Source organism: Ruegeria sp. BB6, assembly GCF_056539385.1.
On record NZ_JBQFUW010000002.1, the window covers coordinates 1 to 20,967 of the forward strand.

Sequence of the window (20,967 nt, forward strand, 5' to 3'; positions counted from 1 at the left end):
CAGTCATCCCCAAATGATCACGCAAAAAACCAGACAATAACGTCCGACCCTCAACCTCACCGCTCACAGCAACGCCGTTCACAGTCATCGAGACCTGTGTCATGAAATCCTCCCATTTCGTGTTTTCCCTTAGCCAGAGTTAAACACGGGGATTTTCATTTGAGAACAAAAAACTGCGATTGTTCCACCGCTTGGCGAATTGCTGGAAAGTTCCTTATCGTTTTCGCGAGGATCTAGGTTGTGGCCGCGTCGGAATTTCCTTGAGCAAGCCGCCCACGCCCATCCCGGCGATATCAATACCCGTTGTCTCGACCCCACAGGCCACGCGTGACAGAACCCAGTCGGCCCCGTTCAAAGCAGGAGAGCGCGCACATCCCGGCAACCCGATCACTGGCCGGGAGTGCAACGACCCCAAAAACAACAGGTTTCCGGGATCAACAGGCATGCCAAAACGATCAACCTGCCCTCCGGCTGCGCGAACTGCTTGGGGGGCCACATCATAAGCGTCAGATGTTGCAGAGCCGGTCAGAATCATCACCAAATCACCGGACATTGCCGCAATCGCTTTGGCCAAAGGCTCGGGCCTATGCGGGACAATGCGTACGTCGGTCATCTCCATACCCAAGGCTTCGACCCGGTTGCGGATCGCCGCTATGCCCTTTTCGTTGGACGGTCCGCCAGGAATATCGGTCACCACAAGCCCCGCGGTTTTCAGCGTCGGCGGGACCAACTGAATTGAAGCAGTGGCAAGACGGGAGGCGTGCAGCACATCGTCCCCCGGAACGGCATAGGAGATGACCTTAATCGTCGCGACCATCCCGCCTTCGGTCATCTGCTGATACTGCGGAACAGTCGCCACGGTGATCATCGGATTGACCCGATTGAATTCCTCAAGCGCGTCGACATCAAGAACGACGACGCCCGGCCCATCGGCAAGCAGGTTCACTCGGCCGGTGAAGGGCGGCGTCACGCGCAGCCCGGCGGCCTTGGGGTCCGGTGCAAGCGCGTCCGCCAGCATCCGCGCGGCGTCGTCTTCATGGCAGTCGCCGGGTTCCAACCGCGCAACCGTTACCGAAGTGTGACCCGAGGCCGCCAACTGATCGAGATGTTCAGGCGCAAGCACAATCCCCTTGCGCAGCTTGCTTTCACCCACCTTGACCGAGTGGGCCAGAATCGCACCGTTTGCATCGGCTACGGGAACGGATCCGAACTTCACGCTTTGCCTCTTAGAACAGCGGTCATCTGAGCCAGAATTGCCACGGCAATCTCTGACGGGTCCGCCGCGCCGATGTCCAGACCGATCGGGCCGTGAATTCGGCCGATCTGGGTTTCAGAAAAGCCTGTCTCGATCAGTCGGGCGACACGTTTGGCGTGTGTCCGGGTGGACCCCAAAGCACCAATGTAGAACACCCCGGCCCTAAGCGCCGACTCAAGCGCAGGATCGTCCAACTTGGGGTCATGGGTCAGCAAAACGACGGCGGTGCGCGAATCCAATCCGAGTTTGGCAACGGCTTCATCCGGCCAGTCGGTTAGAATGGTTTCTCCGGGGAAGCGCGCATTTGAGGCGAAAGCGTCCCGTGGGTCGATGATTGCCGGATCATATCCCGCGATCCGAGCCATCGGCACCAGCGCCTGAGCGATATGCACCGCCCCAACAATGATTAGCCGCAGCGGGGGATTGTGAACCGCTACAAATGTCTTTCCGTCTTCTTCAAAGCCTGATCGATCCATACGCAGGCGCTGAGGATAGGCGTCGCGACGCAAGGCCCGGTGCCCGGTTTCCACGTTGACCTCGTAGACCAACGGCTCGCGGGCAGCGCGAGATTCTACCAACTCCTGCAACATGGAATCTGAAAGCACGCTGCCGATTGGTTCAACCAGAACCCGGATCGTACCCCCACAGGCGAGTCCCACAGCAAATGCGTCTTCGTCACTGACACCAAATTCCAGAAGTCGCGCCTCTTTTTCTTCAATGGCTTCTAATGCTTCGACAATTACCGCGCCTTCGACACACCCGCCCGAGACTGATCCTTCGATCTGACCGTCACTGCCTATCACAAGTTGCGCTCCAACCCGGCGCGGAGCACTGCCCCAGGTTTCGACGACAGTGGCAAGAGCAGCGGACTTACCTTCCTTGTACCAGCGCAATGCCGTCTCTGGGCTGTTGTCGAATCTGTCCATTGCACCCTCCCGGCGAGTTCACAATCAACATAGGCAGGTTTGGCGCAATGAAAAGTAAGCCTAAAGGCCAATATCTTCACAGCCCCGCCGCACCTTCCGAACAGAAATGAACTTCGGCACAAAAAGGCTCAGTTCAAGGCAACTCATTCAAATCGTTGATTGTCACGGGATCACGTTCTAGCGTGTGCCTACCGTTGGATTGCTCTGACGGGCACCGAACCATTTTTTCACAACGGAGACAAAGAGTTGAAACGCATTTTTACACTGGGAATTGCCGTTGGTCTTCTCACTTCAACCATAGCGTCTGCGGACACGTTCCTGCGTTATGGCGAGGTCGAGGGATGGAAAGTATTCATCGACCAAGACAAAAAGACCTGCCTGATCGAAGCCGTTGATGATGCCGAAAACGTCGTACAGATGGGACTGACCGAAGATCGCGCCGTTGGGTACGTGGGTGTCTTCACCAAGGAGGAAACGGACATCAAGCGCGGCGATACTGAGGCCGTTGCGATTCTGCTGGGTGAGAACCTCTATGTTGGCGAAGCGACTGGCATGAAGGGTAACATTACCAAGGGCTATTCGGGTGGATATGTCCTTTCTGACGATCCTCAATTTGCTGATGACATTGCCAAGCAAAAGGTCATGGTCGTCTTTCCTGAGAAAGAGTTTGCGTTCACCGTTGATCTGACGGGCACCTACAAGGCAATGGAAATGGCGCGTAAGTGCAACGAAGAACAGCTAAGCTGATTTTCAATCCGAAAGCGCGGTCAACAACCGCGCTTTCTCACCCACGTCATCGGGTTTTGAGATGACAGAGGCCAAGTCCTCTAGCGATGCAATCGAATGGCCTGCCCTAAAGCTGTCAACATGCGGCAACATCGCAGCAACACCCTGCGCTTTCGGCGCGAATCCATCCCAGCGCAGCAATGGGTTGAGCCAGATCAGGCGCCTGGCCGAAAGGTGCAGACGTTCCATTTCCTTCGCCAGTGCTTCGGGTTCTCCACGATCCAACCCGTCGGAAATCAAAAGCACGACCGCGCCCTGCCCCATAACTCGGCGAGACCAATCGCGGTTGAAGGCGTGAAGGCAATCGCCGATGCGCGTTCCCCCTTCCCAATCCTGTGCTTCGGCCCCGGCGGCGGCCAGAGCCGCATCCACATCGCGTTGTTGCAAGTGTCGTGTGATGTTGGTCAGTCGAGTTCCAAAGGTAAACGCGTGAACCTTGGCCCAACCTGCCCCTTTTGCGTTTGAAACCGTATGAAGGAAATGCAGAATAATCCTGCTGTATTGGCTCATAGACCCCGAAATATCGCAAAGCACAACAAGATTGGGCCAGCGCGGTTTCGGTTTGAGATGCGCAATATCCCGCAACTCACCGCCTTGCCGCATTGCTGCGCGCAATGTTCGTGCGCGGTCGATGCGTTGCCCCAGATGGTTTGACTGACCCCGGCGCGATTCAATGGGCTTCACCGGAAGCGTCAGGCGCGACAGAATCCGTTTGGCCTGAGCGATCTCGGCTGTGCTCATCTGCTCAAAGTCCAGACTGCGCAACCGCTCTTCGGAAGACGCGGTTTGCGAGGCATCAATTTCAAGTTCCGTTTCTTCTTCTGAATCCGACGCCTCGGGCAGGTCGCGCTCAACTCCATCCAGCAACGCTTCGGCCGCACGTTTTTCACCCGCGTCGGCTTTACGTTCTTCTTGAACGCCGCGCACAGCAGGAAGCATCATGGCCATCATGTGCTCCATGTAACGCGGATCGCGCCAGTACATGCGAAAGACCTGAGCGAAGACGGTGCGGTGTTCTGGGCGGTTCACGAAACAGGCGTGCAGGGTCCAGTAGAAATCCTGTTTCTCGGAAAATCCGGCGGCCTGAACAGCCCGGATCGCATCAACAACGCGTCCTGTGCCGATGGGCAAGCCCGCCTTTCGCAACGCCCGCGCAAAATGCGTAATGTTCTGCGCCAGCTTGGGGTTTTCAGGGATATCAAGCGGGAGTTGCTCGACCATCAGACGTCATGGGGGCTCTGCCCCCATACCCCCGAAGTATTTTTGAACAGAAGAAGCATCAGGCCGGTTCAAGCGTGGCTTTGGCTTCGTCCAGAATACGTTTTGCTTCGGAGCCTTGCAACTTCTGGATGTCGTCCTGGTATTTCAGGATCGCGCCCAATGTGTCGCCGATCACTTCGGGGCTGAGGTTGATCACGTCAAGCGCCAGCAGGCATTTGGCCCAGTCGATTGTCTCGGCTACGCCGGGCTTCTTGAACAGGTCTTCGGTGCGCAAGTGCTGGACGAAGGCTACGACCTCGCGGCTAAGCGCTTCGGCTGCTTCGGGCGCACGGGCGTGGAGGATTTCGATTTCGCGGTCGAAGTCAGGGTAGTCGACCCAATGGTAGAGGCAGCGGCGTTTCAGTGCGTCGTGCACTTCGCGCGTTCGGTTGGATGTGACGATAACGATGGGCGGTTCGGACGCTTTGACGGTGCCAAGTTCGGGAATCGTGACCTGAAAATCGCTGAGAGCTTCGAGCAGGAAGGCCTCGAACGGCTCATCCGTGCGATCGAGTTCGTCTATCAACAGGACCGGTGCACCGTGTTCATCCGGGCGCATGGCCTGCAATAAAGGTCGTTCAATCAGGTAGTCGTCCGAGAAAAGCTCGGTCTGCAGCGCGCCTCGGTCTGCGCCGCCCGACGCCTCGGCCGTTCGGATCGCTACCATCTGCGCGGGGAAGTTCCACTCGTAAACGGCAGAAGACGCATCCAGCCCTTCGTAGCATTGCAAGCGGATCAGGCGGCGGTTCAGACCTGCGGCCAGTGCCTTGGCAATCTCGGTTTTGCCGACACCGGCCTCGCCCTCCAGAAACAGAGGCCGCCCCAGTTTCAGTGACAGGAAGACGACCGTGGCCAAGGCCCGTCCGCAGACGTAACCCTGTTCGCCCAGCATGGTCTGAACGGCGTCGATGGTATTTGGCTGCGTCATGACATTCTCCCCTTCGGCACAAGAGGTCACGACGGCGCGTGCGCGTCAAGACCGAGAGGTTTCCGGCGGCTTACGACGTTCCGACAAGTTGACACGGTGCCGCGCGCCATTCGGGGCTTTTCACCTTGGTGCGCGCTGTGATAGCCGGGGGCCATGACCGATACCCTGACGATCCGCCGCCCCGACGACTGGCATCTGCACCTGCGCGATGGCGCAATGCTGGAGGCCGTCCTGCCCGAAACTGCGCGCCACTTTGCGCGTGCGATTATCATGCCGAACCTTGTGCCGCCCGTCGTTCGTGGCGAGCAGGCAGCCGCTTATCGCGACCGTATTCTGGCCGCCCTGCCCGATGGGATGACGTTCGAGCCGTTGATGACCCTGTATCTGACCGAAGATACAGACCCCAAGGATGTCGCCGCAGCACATGCCAGCGGGCTGATCAAGGCGGTCAAGCTTTACCCAGCGGGGGCCACGACCAATTCGGCCTCGGGCGTGCGGGATTTCGACAAGGTGCGCCCGGTGCTGGAGAAGATGGCCGAGATTGGCCTGCCCATGTGTGTGCATGGCGAGGTCACGGATGCGGATATCGACATTTTCGACCGCGAGGCGGTGTTCATCGAACGCGTACTGGACCCGATCCGCAAGGCAACCCCCGGCTTGCGCGTGGTGATGGAGCATATCACTACCGCGAATGGTGTGGACTATGTCAAAGCCAATGACACTGATCTGGGCGCGACGATCACTGCGCACCATCTGATCATCAACCGCAACCATATTCTGGTCGGCGGGATCAAACCGCATTACTACTGCCTGCCCGTCGCCAAGCGCGAGGAACACCGGCTTGCGCTGCTGGCCGCTGCGACCTCGGGCGATGCGCGGTTCTTCCTTGGAACTGACAGCGCGCCGCATACGGATGCGAACAAGGAAATGGCCTGTGGCTGCGCAGGGTGTTTCACCGCGACGAACACCATGTCTCTGGTGGCCGAGATGTTCGACCGTGAAGGCGCGCTGGACAAGCTGGAAGGGTTTACCTCGCTCAACGGTCCGGGCTTTTATGGCCTGCCGGTGAATGAGGGGACGATCACTCTGACCAAGGGCGAACCGGTCGTGTATCCCGACAAGATTGAATCCGGTGACGGCCCCGTCACGGTGTTCGATCCCGGATTCCCCCTGCACTGGCGCGTGGCCTAACCAGCCAGCAGAGCAGCCAAATCGCGGGCGCGGCCTCCGGTGCGCAGCATCGACCAGATCGCGTCCGCCTCATCGCCTCCGATCAACTTGGCGGCCTTGCCGCGCACCCGGTCCTCACGCTCGGCCAAGGGCAGCAGGGCCAAAAGGTCATGGCTTGCCTCTTTGCTTATCCCGTCGCGGCGCAGCAGGGTCAGGTGGGCTTGAGTCTCAGATAGCGTCTCATCTGCCTCTACCGTCACGCGGTCACGCAACGAAAGCAAACGCGGATCGGAGCATGTTTTTTCGGAATAGCTGGCAGGCAACGCAGTGTCGTATCCCAGCGCCTGCATCGCAATCACGGTCCGATAGGAAAACTTAACCCCCAACCCCGTCGTAGGCGACATCTGATTGCACACACTCATCCAGCGGGGATGAGTCCTGATCTTGATCTCGGCCACTTCTGGTTCCGCTATGTCCAGTTCCAAGGCGGCCTCAAGCGCCGCATGTAGGCCGTGGCAACAGGCATGAAACTTGTGGCTGACCGTATCGAACAGCCATTCCTCGCCCAATCCCCCCAAGGCCGCGCCGACGTCGGACTGACCTTTGTGCGTTGCGCCAAAGCCAAACGGCCCTTCCAGAGCATCTAAACTGGGTTCAAACCCCTTGGCGACCAGCAACGCGGCCTCGACGCCTGCCGAGGCCGCAAGCCCGGCATTGTAGGGTTTGCCCATCGTTCCAAACTGGGCTTTCAGACCTGCTGCCCGGGTGGATGTCAGACCCAGAACTTTGCGCATCTGTTCAACGTCGAAGCCAAGCACCCGGCCCGCTGCAACCGCCGCCCCGAACGCGCCGGAGGTTGCGGTTTGGTGGAACCCGGCTTGATAATGGTCCCGCCCCAGCCAAAGCCCCATCCGAATGGACAGCTCCATCCCGACCAAAGCGGATTCGAGAAAGTCTACAAGAATCCGGTCATCCCATTCGCACAGTGCCAACGCCGCAGGCAGCACCGCGACCGACGGATGCCCGATATGAGCGAAATGAGTGTCGTCGTAGTCCAGAGCATGGGAAACGGTCCCGTTGACCAGGGCCGCCCCTCGCAGGGGTGCGTGGCCACCACCAAACAGATGCGCCTGCCCCGTGCCGCCTTCGTCCAGAACCAGATCGCGTAGTGTTATGGACACGGGTTCGCTGGCACCCGCACGACCGACGGCCATCCAATCAAGTACCGAAAGGGACGTCACGATGCGCGTCTGAGACGAAGTCGAAATAGGGCCGGATGCAAACTCGGCCAGAGCTGAGGTGAAATCGGTCATGAGGCGCAGTCTAGCGTGCGCCCATCGCGGGTAAAGACTTAGGCGTATAAATCGGCGGCCCGGCTCTCGAACGCCTGAACGATCCTGTGCATCGCCTCGTTGAAGACAACACCAATGATGCCCTGAAGAATGGCGTTCTTGAACTCAAAATCGACGTGGAACGAAATATCGCACCCACCGTCGGGTGCCTCCTGAAAATGCCAGTCGGACTTCATGTATTTGAACGGTCCGTCCAGATATTCGGTGTCGATTTTTCGCTGTTCCGCATGCAGCGTCACACGGCTGCCAAAGCGTTCGCGGAAGACCTTGAATGAGATCACAAGATCGGCCTCAAGCACCTGCGCCTCACCCGCAGCATAGGTACGACGGATTCGGGCCGCAGCGCACCACGGCAGGAACTGAGGATACTTGGCCACATCCGCGACAAGGTCATACATCTGCTGAGCCGTATATGGCAGGTGACGTGTCTCGGAATGTGTAGGCATGGCGTTCCGGTATTTACAGGTGACAATGGCGCGTCATGTCGTATGTTGCGCGCCAAAGATCAAGGGGGCAACGATGACCGACCGCGCATATGTGATAGATGAGATGATCTCGGCAAAGGCGATCGCTGCTCGGATCGAAGAACTTTGCCGCGAAATCACGCAGGAATTTGACAAGACCGACAAACTCGTCGTGGTTGGACTGCTTCGCGGTAGCTTCGTTTTCATTGCCGATCTTGTTCGGGAACTGGATCTTCCGATCGAAGTGGATTTCCTCGAGGCGTCATCCTACGGCGATTCGATGGAAAGCAGTCGCGAAGTGCGTATTCTCAAGGACTTGCGGGGCGCTATTGAGGGGCGCGATGTGCTGGTCGTCGAAGACATCGTTGATACCGGCCACACGTTGAACCATGTCACCAAACTCTTGAGCAGCCGCAAACCCAGCCGGTTGAAATCCATCGCATTGCTGGACAAACCCAGTCGGCGTGAAGTCGATTTTCGTTCAGACTGGATCGGGTTTGAAATTCCCGACGAATTCGTCGTGGGCTATGGCATCGACTACGCTCAGCGCAACCGCAACCTGCCCTTCATCGGCAAGGTGCGGTTCGTCGAAGATGGATAACGCACCATGAACCCTCGGCATCTGCTGCGCATGTCTCAATGGGCGCGAAACCCGCCGTCCGAGCGGCGGGTCAAATTGGTGTTTGGCGCAATCCTCATAGCTCTGGCAATCGGCGGAATTGAATACATGGGGTGGCGGCCAGAATGGGGACGACTGGAACCCGCACGGGCCCCAGTGCGCTAGCGCACCAAATTCAGCAAATGGAATATCAATAGACAAACGATATTCGATCAGACTACCTTCCAATGAATTGGGAGGAGTTCGTTCATGAAGTTTTTTTCAACCAGCGTTCTAATTGCATTTGCTGTTGCGGCCTCGGCAGGAATAGCAGACGCAAAAGACAACAAGGCCAAAGGCAAAGGTGCTGACAAGGTCAAGGTGGAAAAGCCGCTAAAATCGAATAAGGGCGTTGGTGTCCCGCCAGGTCAGGTCAAGCGCTATACACGCGGAAATAAACTGCCCGATGATCTTGATTTTGACTACCTGGACGATCTCGATGGCTGGAACCTCAAGCCTCTGCCACCCGGTCAACGCTATGTCCGGATAGACGATGAGATCGTTTCGATTTCAGACGACACTCGCACGGTTATCGAAGCCGTGGGTATTGTCGGGGATCTGGTGAAGTAGGACTTTACCCTAGCAACGTACGGATTGAATCTACGAAGATGCCCGTTCCAACGGGAATAATGGCATCCGGGAAGTCGTAATCCGGGTTGTGTAGTTGCGGGTGATCCTGACCTGCACCCAGCCAGAACATTGCAGTTTTCGCACCTTTTGAAAACTGCCCGAAGTCTTCGGAAAACTTCTGCGGGTTTTCCGTCATTTCATGCTCGACGCGACCTGCATTACACGCAGAGGCCAAAATTTCGACTGCGTCCGCGTGGTTCACGCAGGAATCGAACACATCATCATAGAGAATCTGGCATTGAAGCCCGTCCGCCTCGGCGTGCTGCGCGGCCAGTGCCTCGGCTTCGGCCATCAACTGCTGCATCCTGATGTCAGTCACCGTGCGCAAGGTAACCCAAAGCTCGGCCTTGCCCGGAGAGACCCCGAACGTAGGCTCGCCCAAACTGGCATGGGTCACAGTGGTCAGCGCGAAGGCATCGTCTAACGCGCCTCCTGCCCCTAACTCGGCCATCTTCGGCATCAAAGCAGACAGCGCACCAGCCGGAGAAACGCCATCCAAGGGCGCCGCCGCATGAGACGTTTTCCCTGTCAGGGCAATCTTCATTCCGCGCGACGCACAGTTGGCCGCACCCGTACAAATCTGGACCTTGCCGAGGCCCAAGCCGGGCAAATTATGAAGCGAAAACACATAGTCCGGTGCAATTTTGGCAAACTGGCGATCCGCGCGAAAGGCCAACGCACCTTTTCCAGTTTCTTCAGCCGGTTGAAAAATCAAAACCACGCGGCCCTTCTTAGGGCGCGCGCGGCCGATTTCTTGGGCAACCCCAAGCACCATAACCATGTGGCCATCATGTCCGCACAGATGTCCCCGGTCAGGGACACGGGACACATAGTCCACGTCACTTTGTTCCTGAATTGGCAACCCGTCCAATTCACAGCGAACCGCAACCGTCGGTCCAGCGATCCCGCTGTCGAAAATCGCAGCGACCCCGTGCCCACCTATCCCGGTAACAACGCGGTCCGCTCCAAGCTCAGCTAGTTCCTTGGCGACCCGAGCGGCAGTTTTTTGCTCTTCCCCGGACAGTTCGGGATACTGATGAAGTTCACGACGCAGACGGACCAGCCGCGATATCGTATCTGGGGTCACCACCGCTCCAACATTTTTTGCCGAGCGTCCCGCAAGCGCGCAAAATCGTCACCAGCGTGGTATGACGACCGGGTCAACGGGGTTGCGGAAACCATCAGGAACCCCTTGCCATACGCCGCTTTTTCATAAGAGGCGAACTCCTCGGGTGTGACGAACCGATCCACACCATGGTGTTTGGTCGTCGGCTGGAGGTATTGGCCGATAGTCAGAAAGTCGATGTCTGCGGCGCGCATGTCGTCCATGACCTGACGAACCTGCTGTTCATCCTCGCCCAGCCCGACCATGATGCCGGACTTGGTAAAGACCGACGGATCAAGCTCTTTCACACGCTGCAACAAGCGCAAAGAGTGGAAGTATCGCGCGCCGGGGCGAACCTCGGGGTAAAGGCCCGGCACAGTTTCAAGATTGTGATTGAACACATCCGGCTTGGCCTCGACCACGGTTTCAAGAACCGACGGATCGCATTTCAGAAAGTCGGGTGTCAGAATTTCGATCGTGGTCTTGGGCGAACGATGTCGAACTGCCCGGATTGTCTGCGCAAAGTGGTCCGCGCCGCCATCTTCAAGGTCATCCCGATCAACAGAAGTTATGACCACATGATTTAGGCCCAGCTTCTCAACCGCGTGGGCAACACGTCCGGGCTCAAACACGTCCAAAGCGTCGGGGCGTCCTGTGGCGATGTTGCAGAATGTGCAACCTCGGGTACAGATTTCGCCCATGATCATCATGGTCGCGTGACCTTGGCTCCAGCATTCGCCCACATTCGGACAGCCGGCTTCTTCGCACACGGTAACAAGGTTGTTGTCACGCATGATCTTGCGCGTGTCCGCATAGCCCTTGCCACCCGGCGCCTTGACGCGAATCCAGCTTGGCTTTTTGGGCTGCGCATTGTCCGGCTTATGCGCCTTTTCAGGGTGACGTTGTTCGGGGATCTTGAGATCACGCACGGCTGGCTTTCCTGACTTTGGGTCAATTTGCTGTGCTCTAACATAGTACGTCTGCATGTACTATGCCACAGGGACATATCAGCCATGCAGCGCCCATATTGCGATGCAGCATTTGCTGCTTCCTTTCGCTTTTGCGCCCGGTATATGAGCATTATTTCAGTGACCTACCGTCATTTGCCGTCGCAGCAATTCGAGCGTTGAAGCCAGTTTAGAACTGTTTTAAACAGCGCTAAAACCCACCTTGAACCACAGGAGCTTGTTTATGAAAACCGGCGCGACACTACCTGCTGTCACCTTTCACACCCGCGTGCGCGATGAGGCCATCGAAGGCCCAAACCCGTTCCGCTGGGAAGACAAAACCACCGCCGACTACTTTGCGGGTAAGCGGGTTATCCTATTTTCACTGCCGGGCGCATTTACGCCGACATGCTCTACCTATCAATTGCCGGGCTTTGAGAACGGTCACGCGGATTTCGCCGCAAAGGGTATCGACGAGATTTACTGCATGTCGGTCAACGACAGCTTTGTCATGAACAAATGGGCTCAGGATCAGGGTCTGACGAATGTCAAAGTTATCCCCGATGGTTCCGGTGAATTCACCCGGAAAATGGGTATGCTGGTTGACAAGGACAACCTTGGATTCGGAATGCGGTCCTGGCGCTACGCTGCCATCGTAAATGACGGCGTCGTCGAAGCGTGGTTTGAAGAACCCGGTCTGATGGACAACTGCCCCGAAGACCCCTACGGCGTTTCGTCGCCGGAGAACCTGATGAAGCATCTGGACGAAGCCAAAGAGCCTGAGCTGGCTTAAACTGCTCTGGATGAGTGACACTAAGACCCGCCCCTGGCGGGTCTTTTCATGTTCTGGTCGCGGTGACGATATCCTCACCCACAAGTCGAATGACTTCGGCCAAGCTGTCAAACCAAGCCTCCTGCCCCGTCGATTCGCGGCGTACCAACCCAATCGTGCGGTAAGGTTGCGGAGAGCCGAAACGCTGCAGCTTCAAACCCGGCACAGCTTCGGCTTCTGCACGAGCTGCAAGTTCCGGCATCAATGTCAGGCCGAACCCTTCGGCCACCAAACGGGACAAGGTTGCCAGTGAAGACGCGCCCATGTTGATAAGCCCACTGCTTCTATCCTGACCGCACACCTCCAACGCTTGATCCGTCAGGCAGTGACCGTCATCTAGCAGCATGAGCTGTGTGGCCCTTAGGTCTATGGGGCGCAGCGCTTCTGGATCGCTCGGCATCGTCTGCAACCGTCCTGCGCTGCCTGCCAGCAGAAAACGATCCTTGAACAAGGCCACCTCGTGAAGCTCGCTGCCGCCAGACGGCAACGCCACAACGCCTGCGTCAATCTCGCCAGCTCGCAGCATAGATAGCAAACGCTCTGTCCGGGCCTCGCGGATTTGCACCTTTAGCGACACATCCGCCGTCCGCAGACCGGCCAGAACCCCTGGCAAAATGTAAGGTGCGATAGTCGGAATAATTCCAATGGACAAAGAGCGATGACCGCCTGACTGATCTCTGGCGAACTGATCCAAGCGATCCGCGGCGCCAAGAACCTGCCGTGCGTGATCCAGAACGTCGCGCCCCAGCGGGGTCAGCAGGATGTCGCGCGCCTGACGCTCGAACAAGGAACCGCCCAGCGTTTCCTCCAGCGCTTTGATCTGAACCGAAAGCGCAGGCTGAGACACATGGCAAACCTGCGCCGCCCGGCCAAAATTACGCTGCTCGGCTACGGCACAAAAATACTGCAGTTGTCTAAGGGTAAAATTCATAACCCATGACTATCACCGCGACGCGGATCTGCAACCTTTGCTTATTGAGTGACCCTCAACCGATCAGCCTGTTTTTCTCGGTCTGCTTCTCATAGTGCCTTTTGAGTCGCTGCAATGCGATCCGCAGAACTATCTTGCCCGAGCGCGCAGACCATCCCATGCGCTTTTCGGCCATCTCTAGCCCCTCCAAATAGCAACAGCACCGCAGCGCGACGTCACTTAAACCGGGTCCGAGGTCTGAAAGCGCGCGCTCGACCCGGTCGCGGGCGTCAGACGATCCCCGATCAGCAGACGCGTTTTGCCCAAAGCTCCCTCTCCCACCGGCTGTTAGAAAGTGGTCCCAGTTCTGAGCAACTTGCGGTCCGATTTGCGCCAGTTCAAAGTCTTCTCTCAAACGCTCTCCGGCACCGACCAACGTTTCATCCAAAAAGGGTTTGCCGTCCTTGTCCCGCCTGCGAGCCAGCCCAATCAGTGGACTTTCCGCAGCACTGTACCGGATACGTCTTTGTCGGTTCGTACCTGAGCTGCCCTTATTTATACCCCCCTCTGGCTGAAACGGAGTCTGCGCCTCGGCCATTCCAAATTCGCTTCTCGCCCGTGCCCGATTTTCTGCTTCGGCAACAAGCTGGCTAAACGCCGTTCGCCCTGAAGTCGAAATTCTATATCTGGAAATCCGCCCGGGATTGTCGCAGGAAATCCAGTCTTTCAAAGCCAGAGCCTGCGCGATCTCGCAATCCACAACAGCAGTTCGGGTTGCAGCTTGTTCACCCGTATCCCGCACGACCACTGCCTTGTCCATATCCTCGGCAACGGCCAGTACGGACCCTGTTTCACAAAGACGCCGCAATACCCGCAGGGCTTCACGGTTGAACTCGTCCTCGGCGGCGGTCTCGTCCTCCTGTGCCCCCGGAAAAAGACCGTCCTGATCCAGCGGATCGGAGAAATGCCTATCCGCCAACGACTGAAGCGCCGCATCCACCAGGGGATCATCCCGACGTGACTCGATGCGCCGAATTTGTCTGAGAATGGTTGAAGCATGGCACCCTGCTGACCGCGCGATGTCGCGGATCGACTGACCGGTTTCGGTATGCGCCAGATATCTCTGCGCCCCTTCGGGTACCCAAGCCGGAATGGTGAAAGCCATGTTGTTTTCCATAGTTACTTGCCCTCGTCGACAAAAAATCTGTTCCCAATCGCCCCCAATGAAATGGTTAACCAAATCTAACTAGAGTCGCTTTCGTTACTCGTTCGTTAACGGATGGAGACAAGAACTAGATTTGTTTCAAAATCATAAACACTCATGAAGTCAGAGTTCGGCGAGAGGGTGATTGAAGCAACACCCGCTTAGGTTGTGTGACAAACAAAGGGACTGCCACACAGACTAGGAATTTCTGAATGCAAGACCTGATGACCATGATCGCAACCCTCCGCCGCCCACGCCTATTGGCCCGCGCGGCAAAACATGGCGCACAGGACTATGATCGTGAACGTCACCTACAACGCATACTAGGGTATGGATCACTGCCCGGGACAGGTGCGGCGCTGATGCGGCTGATAGAAATGGAAAAGGAGGTGAACGCGCAACGGACTGCCGAAGATGCCGCTTATTCTCTGGTTCGGCACCTGGATATTCTGATTGCGTTGCTGGGCGAGGCGCAACTGTTCAAAGCCAGCCGCGCCTCACAATATCAATGACTTAGCTGAAGGCGTCCGGCATGGATGCCTTTTTCTTTTCAATGTACTCATTCAGAGCAGCATTGATCGCAGGGTCGAGTTGGGGCTGTTGGTAATTGGCCAGCAAATGCTCGACCCGCGACGTCGCCAGTTGACGCGTGTCGCGGCCGCCTTCGTCTTCCCATGTCTCGAACGGCTTATAGTCCAGAACTTCGCTTTTCCAGAAGGCTTCCTTGAAGTTGGCCTGCGTGTGAGCGCATCCCAGATAGTGACCACCCGGACCAACCTCGCGGATCGCGTCCATCGCCTGTGCGTTTTCGTCATAGGCTACGCCCTTGGCCAGACCGTGCAGTACGCCAAGCTGATCGGCATCCATGACGAACTTTTCAAAGTCAGCCACCAGACCGCCTTCCAGCCAGCCGCAGGAATGCAGCATGAAGTTCACACCGGCCATCAGACCCATGTTCAGCGAGTTCGCGGTTTCATACGCGGCCTGCGCATCAGGTAGTTTCGAGCCGCAGAACGACCCCGCCGAACGGAACGGCAAGTTCAGACGGCGCGCCAACTGGCCCGCGCCATAGGTGACCATCGACGCCTCGGGCGTCCCGAAGGTCGGCGCGCCAGAGTTCATGTCGATCGACGACACAAACGCACCAAAGATCGCAGGTGCACCCGGACGGATGATCTGGCTATAGGCAACACCAGCCAGAACTTCGGCCAGAACCTGCGTCAGTGTCCCCGCAACAGAAACCGGAGCCATCGCGCCACCCACGATAAACGGCGAGATGATGCAGGCTTGGTTGTTGGCCGCATAGACCTCGAGCGAGCCCATCATTACGTCGTCGAAGGTCATCGGCGAGTTGATGTTGGTCAGCGAGGTCATGACCGTATTTTCCTGCACGAACTCTTTGCCGAACAGAATCTCACACATCTCAACGGAATCCTGCGCACGGCTGGGATCGGTGACCGAGCCCATGAACGGTTTGTCCGACAGGGTCATGTGCGCCATCAGCATGTCCAGGTGACGCTTGTTCACTGGAATGTCCGTCGGTTCGCACACCGTACCGCCCGAATGGTGCAGCCATTTGGACATATAGGCCAGTTTCACGAACTTGTTGAAATCGTCCATTGTGGCATAGCGTCGGCCACCCTGCGCATCGCGAACGAACGGAGGTCCATAGACCGGGGCCAAAACCAGATTACGGCCACCGATGACCACCGATTTCTCGGGGTTGCGGGCGTGCTGAGTAAACTCGCTGGGGGCGGTCTTGATCAGCTCACGCGCCAGACCACGAGGGATGCGAACACGTTCGCCATCCACATCGGCACCAGCGTCTTTCCAACGCTCCAGCGCAGCGGGGTTATCGACAAAGTTGACTCCGACCTCGGCCAGAATGGTTTCAGCGTTGGCTTCGATGATCTGCAACGCTTCTTCGTTGAGAACCTCGAAGTTCGGAATATTACGTTCGATATACTTTGCAGTTTCGATACGAACCGCGGTGCGTTCGGCTCGGCGGGCGGCGCCACCGCCACCTCTCGCCCTGCGCCGGGTATTTGCCTCTGCCATGAGAAGATCCCGTCTATTGGTTGGTTTGATGGATTTGTTACAGGAGGCAATGGGTGCAAAGCATATGGTTTACGGCGCTATAGGGGTAAAAGCGACATTTGGGCCGACGCTTTGAACAGGCCCGGCGCATCCGTTACCGAACCGGCTTTTCCATGACCAAGCTGTTTCCTTTGGAGCTTGCGATGCCCCACCCCAAATATTGATACATGGCAACCGTTGTTTGCATCAAACGATGGGTCCGCAACCTAAGTCGTTCCACTCCCTGCGTGCGCGCTGTGTCTTCTACATGTTCCAGCAGCCTTTTTGCGACTCCCTTCCCCTGTGCGGCCGGCGAAACGGCAAGATTGAAAACCATCATCGCGTCTTCAACAACGTCATAGACAACATACCCAATAATTCCTGTGCCATCTTCGGCCACGACCGCCTCATGAGTGGCTATGTCCTTAGCAACGCCACCAGTTACGTCTGGCAGATCCGGTATTTCGCGCAACGCAGGCGCATAGGCCGCCGAAATGCACACGGTTGCCTCATCAACATCGGCAAGGGTAGCGCGCCGCAGCTTAATCTTTGACATGACATCCCCTTTCCTCACTAACCTGAGGCACAATTGCACAAATGATGTCATTGCGCTTGCACATGCAAGGCTTGCGACCTAATAGCCAACCATGACCCAGGACACTCATGACCGCCTTCTGATCATCGACTTCGGCAGCCAGGTAACGCAGCTTATCGCGCGACGCCTGCGTGAGCTGAACGTCTATTGCGAAATCCACCCCTATCAGAAAGTCACGATGGAATTTGTGCGCGAGATGGCGCCAAAGGCCGTGATCTTCTCGGGCGGGCCGGACAGTGTGACGCGCGAAGGTTCACCGCGCGCTCCGCAAGAGATTTTCGATTATGGCGTCCCGATCCTTGGGATATGTTATGGCCAGCAGGTGATGATGCACCAGTTGGGCGGCAAAGTCGAAAGCGGCCACGGCACCGCCGAGTTCGGCCGCGCCTTTGTCACGCCCAAGGGTCAGTTGGATATCCTTGACGGTTGGTTCGCCGATGGCGACGAACAGGTCTGGATGAGCCACGGTGACCACGTCAGTGAAATCGCACCTGGGTTCGAGGTGTTCGGCACCTCGCCCAACGCGCCTTTTGCAGTTACCGCCGATGCCAGCCGTCACTTCTATGCGGTTCAGTTCCACCCCGAGGTACACCACACTCCCAAGGGCGCGAAACTGTACGAGAATTTCGTAAAACTGGCCGGGTTCAAGGGCGACTGGACCATGGGCGCCTATCGCGACGAGATGATCCGCAAAATCCGCGAACAGGTGGGCGACAAAAAGGTCATCTGTGGTCTGTCCGGCGGCGTCGACAGCTCGGTCGCAGCGATCCTGATCCACGAGGCGATCGGCGATCAGCTCACCTGTGTCTTTGTTGATCACGGCCTGCTGCGCAAGAACGAGGCCGAAGAAGTCGTCGGCATGTTCCGCGACAACTACAACATTCAACTGATCCACGCGGATGAAAGCGACCTGTTCCTTGGTGAGTTGGAAGGCCAGTCCGACCCCGAGACCAAGCGCAAGATCATCGGCAAGCTGTTCATCGACGTATTCCAGAAACACGCCGACACCATCGACGGGGCCGAGTTCCTGGCGCAGGGCACTTTGTACCCCGATGTCATTGAATCGGTGTCCTTTTCCGGCGGCCCCTCGGTCACGATCAAATCGCACCACAATGTTGGCGGTCTGCCCGAAAAGATGGGCCTGAAGCTGGTCGAACCCCTGCGCGAGTTGTTCAAGGACGAGGTCCGCGCGTTGGGCCGCGAACTTGGACTGCCGCAGAGCTTTATCGGCCGCCACCCCTTCCCCGGTCCCGGTCTGGCGATTCGCTGTCCGGGTGAGATTACGCGTGAGAAACTGGAAATCTTGCGCGAAGCCGATGCTGTCTACATCGATCAAATCCGCAAACACGGCCTTTACGATGAAATTTGGCAGGCTTTTGTCGCCATTCTGCCTGTCCGCACCGTCGGCGTCATGGGAGATGGTCGCACCTATGACTACGCCTGCGCCTTGCGGGCCGTGACGTCAGTTGATGGAATGACGGCCGACTATTATCCGTTTAGCCACGAATTCCTGGGTGAGACCGCGACACGGATTATTAATGAGGTCAAAGGGATCAACCGATGCACCTATGACATCACATCAAAACCACCGGGAACGATCGAGTGGGAATAACAAAAAGCCGGGGACTTCCCCGGCTTTATTATTTCGGATCAGGCAAACTTCTGTTTTCCTTAAATCCTCACCTTGGGCCTCAACAGATTTCTTATGGAAGCCAGCAGACCTCAGATCGGCAAAGCCGCACTTTGGATGACCGGGGCCATCGCCTCGTTTTCGTCGATGGCAGTCGCGGGCCGAGAACTCAGCGTATCTCATGACACGTTTGAGATCATGTTCTACCGAAGTCTTGTCGGCATACTCATCGTTTCACTTGCCCTGACAGTCACTGGCAAGTGGCACCATGTGACGACCAATCGTATCGGCCTGCACGGAGTCCGAAACGTTCTACACTTCACCGGCCAGAACCTTTGGTTCTATGCGGTATCGGTTGTTCCTTTGGCGCAGGTCTTCGCGCTTGAATTCACTCAGCCTTTTTGGGTCATTCTTCTTTCCCCGCTCTTGTTGGGTGAAAGATTGACCACAATACGCGTCTTGTCCGCTTTGATCGGGTTTGTCGGCATTCTCATTGTCGCCCGCCCCGGCGCGGTGCCACTGACCGGAGGCGTCATAGCCGCCGCCCTGTCTGCGGTTTTCTTCGCTCTGACGACGATTTCGACGAAAAAACTGACCCAACATGCCAGCATCGGCTGCATCATGTTCTGGCTGACGGTTATTCAAGCGATTCTGGGATTGGCGGCATCTGGAATTGACGGACAGATTGCGCTGCCCTCAGCCAAAACCGCTCCTTTTCTGTTGTTGATCGGACTGGCCGGGCTTCTTGCACACTTTTGCATCACCAACGCCTTGGCTATTGCCCCGGCAACAGTGGTGGTGCCTTTCGACTTTGCCAGGCTGCCGACAATCGCGATCGTCGGCATGATTCTTTACCAAGAACCGTTGGACCAATGGACGCTTCTTGGGGCTGCCGTGATCTTCTCAGGTATCTTTTTGAATGTTAGCGCCGAGAATCGTAACACAAACGCAACAGTCTCCCGACACGCTCCAAACAAGTAACGCACCGTCACCAGTTGACGATAAAGTAAACCTTAACAGAATAACGAGCACCACACACCGGGTCAGCAGCCCCTTACGGAGACGGGCACCGACCTTACAGGAGATATTTAGGGAGGGACTAAATGAGGAAAGCGCTTCTACAGGCGTGCGCTATGTGCGTTGGCGCGACGGGTGCCTATGCAGGCGGCCTTGATCGCAGTGGCCAAGGCGTGAACATTCTGTTCGAGGAAGGATCGGCCGTTCAGTTGCGTCTGGGGTATGCTTCCCCAAGCGTCAGCGGAGAGCAGTTCGGCGTCGACTCGGGCAACGTGACCAACAGCTTTTTTTCGCCGGGACTTGCATACAAGCATGCGTTCAATGACAGGCTGGATTTCGCGCTGATTTATGATCAGCCGTTTGGCGCGGACGTAGAGTACGCGGCCGACTACCCGCTTTCGTTGAACCCGGTGACGCCGTTCGGCGGCCGGACCGATGTCCTGCGCGCCAAGGCTGACACGGACGCAATCTCGGCCGTGCTGCGTTACAAATTCGACGGCGGCTTTAGCGCTATTGCAGGTGTCCGGGGACAGCGTGCAAGTCTGGATGTTGCCGTGCCCGCAGCCCTTGGCTACCGAACCACATCGGATGATGAAATCGACTTTGGCTACCTTGTCGGTGTCGCTTGGGAACGTCCCGAGATCGCCGCGCGCGTTTCGCTGGTCTACAACTCCAAGATCACTCACAATTTTGGACTGGTAGAATCCTTCAACACTCAGCCGCCGCCGGTACCGGTACCTGTCGTTTCCCTGAACACAGAAGATGAGGTTATCACGCCCCAGTCGGTTAACCTTGACTTCCAGACCGGTGTCGCACCGAAAACTCTTGTGTTTGGTTCGATCCGCTGGGTTGACTGGCCTCAGGCAGTACTTGCACCACCAGCCTATGTCGGAATTACCGGTAACAACCTGGTCGACTATGACGACGACACCTTCACCTATACTTTGGGCGTCGGCTATCAGTTCTCCGAGGAGTTCTCGGGTGCTGTATCCGCTGGCTATGAAGCCTCGTCCGGCACACCGGTTTCCAACCTCGGCCCAACCGACGGTTTCTGGAGCATCGGCGTAGGTGGCACCTACTCGTTTGAGCAGGCTCAGCTTTCGGGCGCGATCCGCTACACCGATATCGGCGATGCCACCACCACCACGGGTGGCGAGTTCACTGGAAACTCGGCCTGGAGTGTTGGTCTGCAGCTCACATACGCACTGAACTAAGAAGTTTT

At 57.1% G+C, this 20,967-nt stretch carries 22 protein-coding genes and 1 pseudogene; 10 read left to right on the top strand and 13 right to left on the bottom strand.

What is annotated here, in order from left to right:
* The 3 genes and pseudogenes from ACR0B7_RS04515 to ACR0B7_RS04525 all read right to left on the bottom strand — a co-directional run.
* Window positions 1-103, bottom strand: a pseudogene (locus ACR0B7_RS04515) ((2Fe-2S)-binding protein); the annotation flags it as partial.
* Between the two features lie 111 nt (window positions 104-214).
* Window positions 215-1,216, bottom strand: coding sequence for a molybdopterin-binding protein (locus ACR0B7_RS04520; RefSeq protein WP_170482086.1), 1,002 nt, complete (start codon window positions 1,214-1,216; stop codon window positions 215-217).
* A complete protein-coding gene (locus ACR0B7_RS04525; RefSeq protein WP_170482089.1) occupies window positions 1,213-2,181 on the bottom strand; it encodes an XdhC family protein in 969 nt (322 codons plus the stop codon). The genes ACR0B7_RS04520 and ACR0B7_RS04525 overlap by 4 nt, the downstream gene beginning before the upstream one ends.
* A 246-nt stretch (window positions 2,182-2,427) precedes the next feature.
* Between ACR0B7_RS04525 and ACR0B7_RS04530 the strand changes: the two genes are divergently transcribed.
* Window positions 2,428-2,928 (top strand): hypothetical protein, encoded by a 501-nt coding sequence (locus tag ACR0B7_RS04530; RefSeq protein WP_170384151.1) that lies wholly within the window; start codon window positions 2,428-2,430, stop codon window positions 2,926-2,928.
* 3 nt (window positions 2,929-2,931) lie between these two features.
* Here ACR0B7_RS04530 and ACR0B7_RS04535 read toward each other — a convergent pair whose 3' ends face one another.
* The gene (locus ACR0B7_RS04535) at window positions 2,932-4,188 is read right to left on the bottom strand and encodes a vWA domain-containing protein (RefSeq protein WP_170482092.1); all 1,257 of its coding nucleotides are present in this window, start codon (window positions 4,186-4,188) and stop codon (window positions 2,932-2,934) included.
* Between the two features lie 58 nt (window positions 4,189-4,246).
* On the bottom strand, window positions 4,247-5,155 hold the full coding sequence (locus tag ACR0B7_RS04540) for an AAA family ATPase (RefSeq protein ID WP_170482095.1): 909 nt from the start codon (window positions 5,153-5,155) through the stop codon (window positions 4,247-4,249).
* Window positions 5,156-5,308: 153 nt separating this feature from the next.
* Here ACR0B7_RS04540 and pyrC point away from each other — a divergent pair, with 153 nt between their 5' ends.
* Window positions 5,309-6,346, top strand: a complete 1,038-nt coding sequence (gene pyrC, locus ACR0B7_RS04545) for a dihydroorotase (RefSeq protein ID WP_170568947.1) — start codon at window positions 5,309-5,311, stop codon at window positions 6,344-6,346.
* On the opposite strand, the gene ACR0B7_RS04550 is transcribed toward pyrC, so the two are convergent.
* Both ACR0B7_RS04550 and ACR0B7_RS04555 read right to left on the bottom strand, forming a co-directional pair.
* Window positions 6,343-7,638, bottom strand: a complete 1,296-nt coding sequence (locus ACR0B7_RS04550) for an MmgE/PrpD family protein (protein ID WP_170576505.1) — start codon at window positions 7,636-7,638, stop codon at window positions 6,343-6,345. The two genes, pyrC and ACR0B7_RS04550, sit on opposite strands and share 4 nt — an antisense overlap.
* A 38-nt stretch (window positions 7,639-7,676) precedes the next feature.
* Window positions 7,677-8,123 (bottom strand): type II toxin-antitoxin system RatA family toxin, encoded by a 447-nt coding sequence (locus ACR0B7_RS04555; protein WP_170482106.1) that lies wholly within the window; start codon window positions 8,121-8,123, stop codon window positions 7,677-7,679.
* 73 nt (window positions 8,124-8,196) lie between these two features.
* Here ACR0B7_RS04555 and hpt point away from each other — a divergent pair, with 73 nt between their 5' ends.
* The 3 genes from hpt (at window position 8,197) to ACR0B7_RS04570 (ending at window position 9,369) form a co-directional block, all read left to right on the top strand.
* A complete protein-coding gene (gene hpt / locus ACR0B7_RS04560) occupies window positions 8,197-8,742 on the top strand; it encodes a hypoxanthine phosphoribosyltransferase (RefSeq protein WP_170482109.1) in 546 nt (181 codons plus the stop codon).
* A 6-nt stretch (window positions 8,743-8,748) separates the two neighbouring features.
* On the top strand, window positions 8,749-8,925 hold the full coding sequence (locus ACR0B7_RS04565; protein WP_170482112.1) for a hypothetical protein: 177 nt from the start codon (window positions 8,749-8,751) through the stop codon (window positions 8,923-8,925).
* Between the two features lie 84 nt (window positions 8,926-9,009).
* A complete protein-coding gene (locus ACR0B7_RS04570) occupies window positions 9,010-9,369 on the top strand; it encodes a hypothetical protein (protein ID WP_170384135.1) in 360 nt (119 codons plus the stop codon).
* Between the two features lie 4 nt (window positions 9,370-9,373).
* Here ACR0B7_RS04570 and ACR0B7_RS04575 read toward each other — a convergent pair whose 3' ends face one another.
* On the bottom strand, window positions 9,374-10,516 hold the full coding sequence (locus ACR0B7_RS04575) for an amidohydrolase (RefSeq protein ID WP_170482117.1): 1,143 nt from the start codon (window positions 10,514-10,516) through the stop codon (window positions 9,374-9,376).
* A complete protein-coding gene (gene lipA, locus ACR0B7_RS04580) occupies window positions 10,513-11,463 on the bottom strand; it encodes a lipoyl synthase (RefSeq protein WP_170576506.1) in 951 nt (316 codons plus the stop codon). Before lipA ends, ACR0B7_RS04575 begins: the two co-directional genes overlap by 4 nt.
* A gap of 262 nt (window positions 11,464-11,725) precedes the next feature.
* Here lipA and ACR0B7_RS04585 point away from each other — a divergent pair, with 262 nt between their 5' ends.
* Window positions 11,726-12,274, top strand: coding sequence for a peroxiredoxin (locus ACR0B7_RS04585; protein WP_170482122.1), 549 nt, complete (start codon window positions 11,726-11,728; stop codon window positions 12,272-12,274).
* A 46-nt stretch (window positions 12,275-12,320) separates the two neighbouring features.
* Here ACR0B7_RS04585 and ACR0B7_RS04590 read toward each other — a convergent pair whose 3' ends face one another.
* Both ACR0B7_RS04590 and ACR0B7_RS04595 read right to left on the bottom strand, forming a co-directional pair.
* Window positions 12,321-13,244 (bottom strand): hydrogen peroxide-inducible genes activator, encoded by a 924-nt coding sequence (locus ACR0B7_RS04590; protein WP_170482127.1) that lies wholly within the window; start codon window positions 13,242-13,244, stop codon window positions 12,321-12,323.
* A gap of 55 nt (window positions 13,245-13,299) precedes the next feature.
* Window positions 13,300-14,400, bottom strand: a complete 1,101-nt coding sequence (locus ACR0B7_RS04595) for a DUF6456 domain-containing protein (RefSeq protein ID WP_170568949.1) — start codon at window positions 14,398-14,400, stop codon at window positions 13,300-13,302.
* Window positions 14,401-14,639: 239 nt separating this feature from the next.
* On the opposite strand from ACR0B7_RS04595, the gene ACR0B7_RS04600 reads away from it, so the two are divergent.
* The gene (locus ACR0B7_RS04600) at window positions 14,640-14,939 is read left to right on the top strand and encodes a DUF6477 family protein (protein ID WP_170417467.1); all 300 of its coding nucleotides are present in this window, start codon (window positions 14,640-14,642) and stop codon (window positions 14,937-14,939) included.
* A gap of 1 nt (window position 14,940) precedes the next feature.
* Here the strand turns inward: ACR0B7_RS04600 and ACR0B7_RS04605 are convergent, their stop codons facing one another.
* Both ACR0B7_RS04605 and ACR0B7_RS04610 read right to left on the bottom strand, forming a co-directional pair.
* Window positions 14,941-16,485: a trimethylamine methyltransferase family protein gene (locus ACR0B7_RS04605; RefSeq protein ID WP_170482130.1), complete on the bottom strand. Its 1,545-nt coding sequence runs from the start codon at window positions 16,483-16,485 to the stop codon at window positions 14,941-14,943.
* Between the two features lie 133 nt (window positions 16,486-16,618).
* Window positions 16,619-17,059, bottom strand: coding sequence for a GNAT family N-acetyltransferase (locus ACR0B7_RS04610; protein ID WP_170482134.1), 441 nt, complete (start codon window positions 17,057-17,059; stop codon window positions 16,619-16,621).
* Window positions 17,060-17,150: 91 nt separating this feature from the next.
* Here ACR0B7_RS04610 and guaA point away from each other — a divergent pair, with 91 nt between their 5' ends.
* The 3 genes from guaA to ACR0B7_RS04625 all read left to right on the top strand — a co-directional run bounded on the left by guaA (window position 17,151) and on the right by ACR0B7_RS04625 (window position 20,959).
* Window positions 17,151-18,710, top strand: coding sequence for a glutamine-hydrolyzing GMP synthase (gene guaA, locus ACR0B7_RS04615; protein WP_170417461.1), 1,560 nt, complete (start codon window positions 17,151-17,153; stop codon window positions 18,708-18,710).
* A 93-nt stretch (window positions 18,711-18,803) separates the two neighbouring features.
* Complete coding sequence (locus ACR0B7_RS04620) at window positions 18,804-19,709, top strand: DMT family transporter (protein WP_170482137.1); 906 nt, start codon at window positions 18,804-18,806, stop codon at window positions 19,707-19,709.
* A 122-nt stretch (window positions 19,710-19,831) separates the two neighbouring features.
* A complete protein-coding gene (locus tag ACR0B7_RS04625) occupies window positions 19,832-20,959 on the top strand; it encodes a porin family protein (protein WP_170482140.1) in 1,128 nt (375 codons plus the stop codon).
* Window positions 20,960-20,967 lie beyond the last annotated feature (8 nt).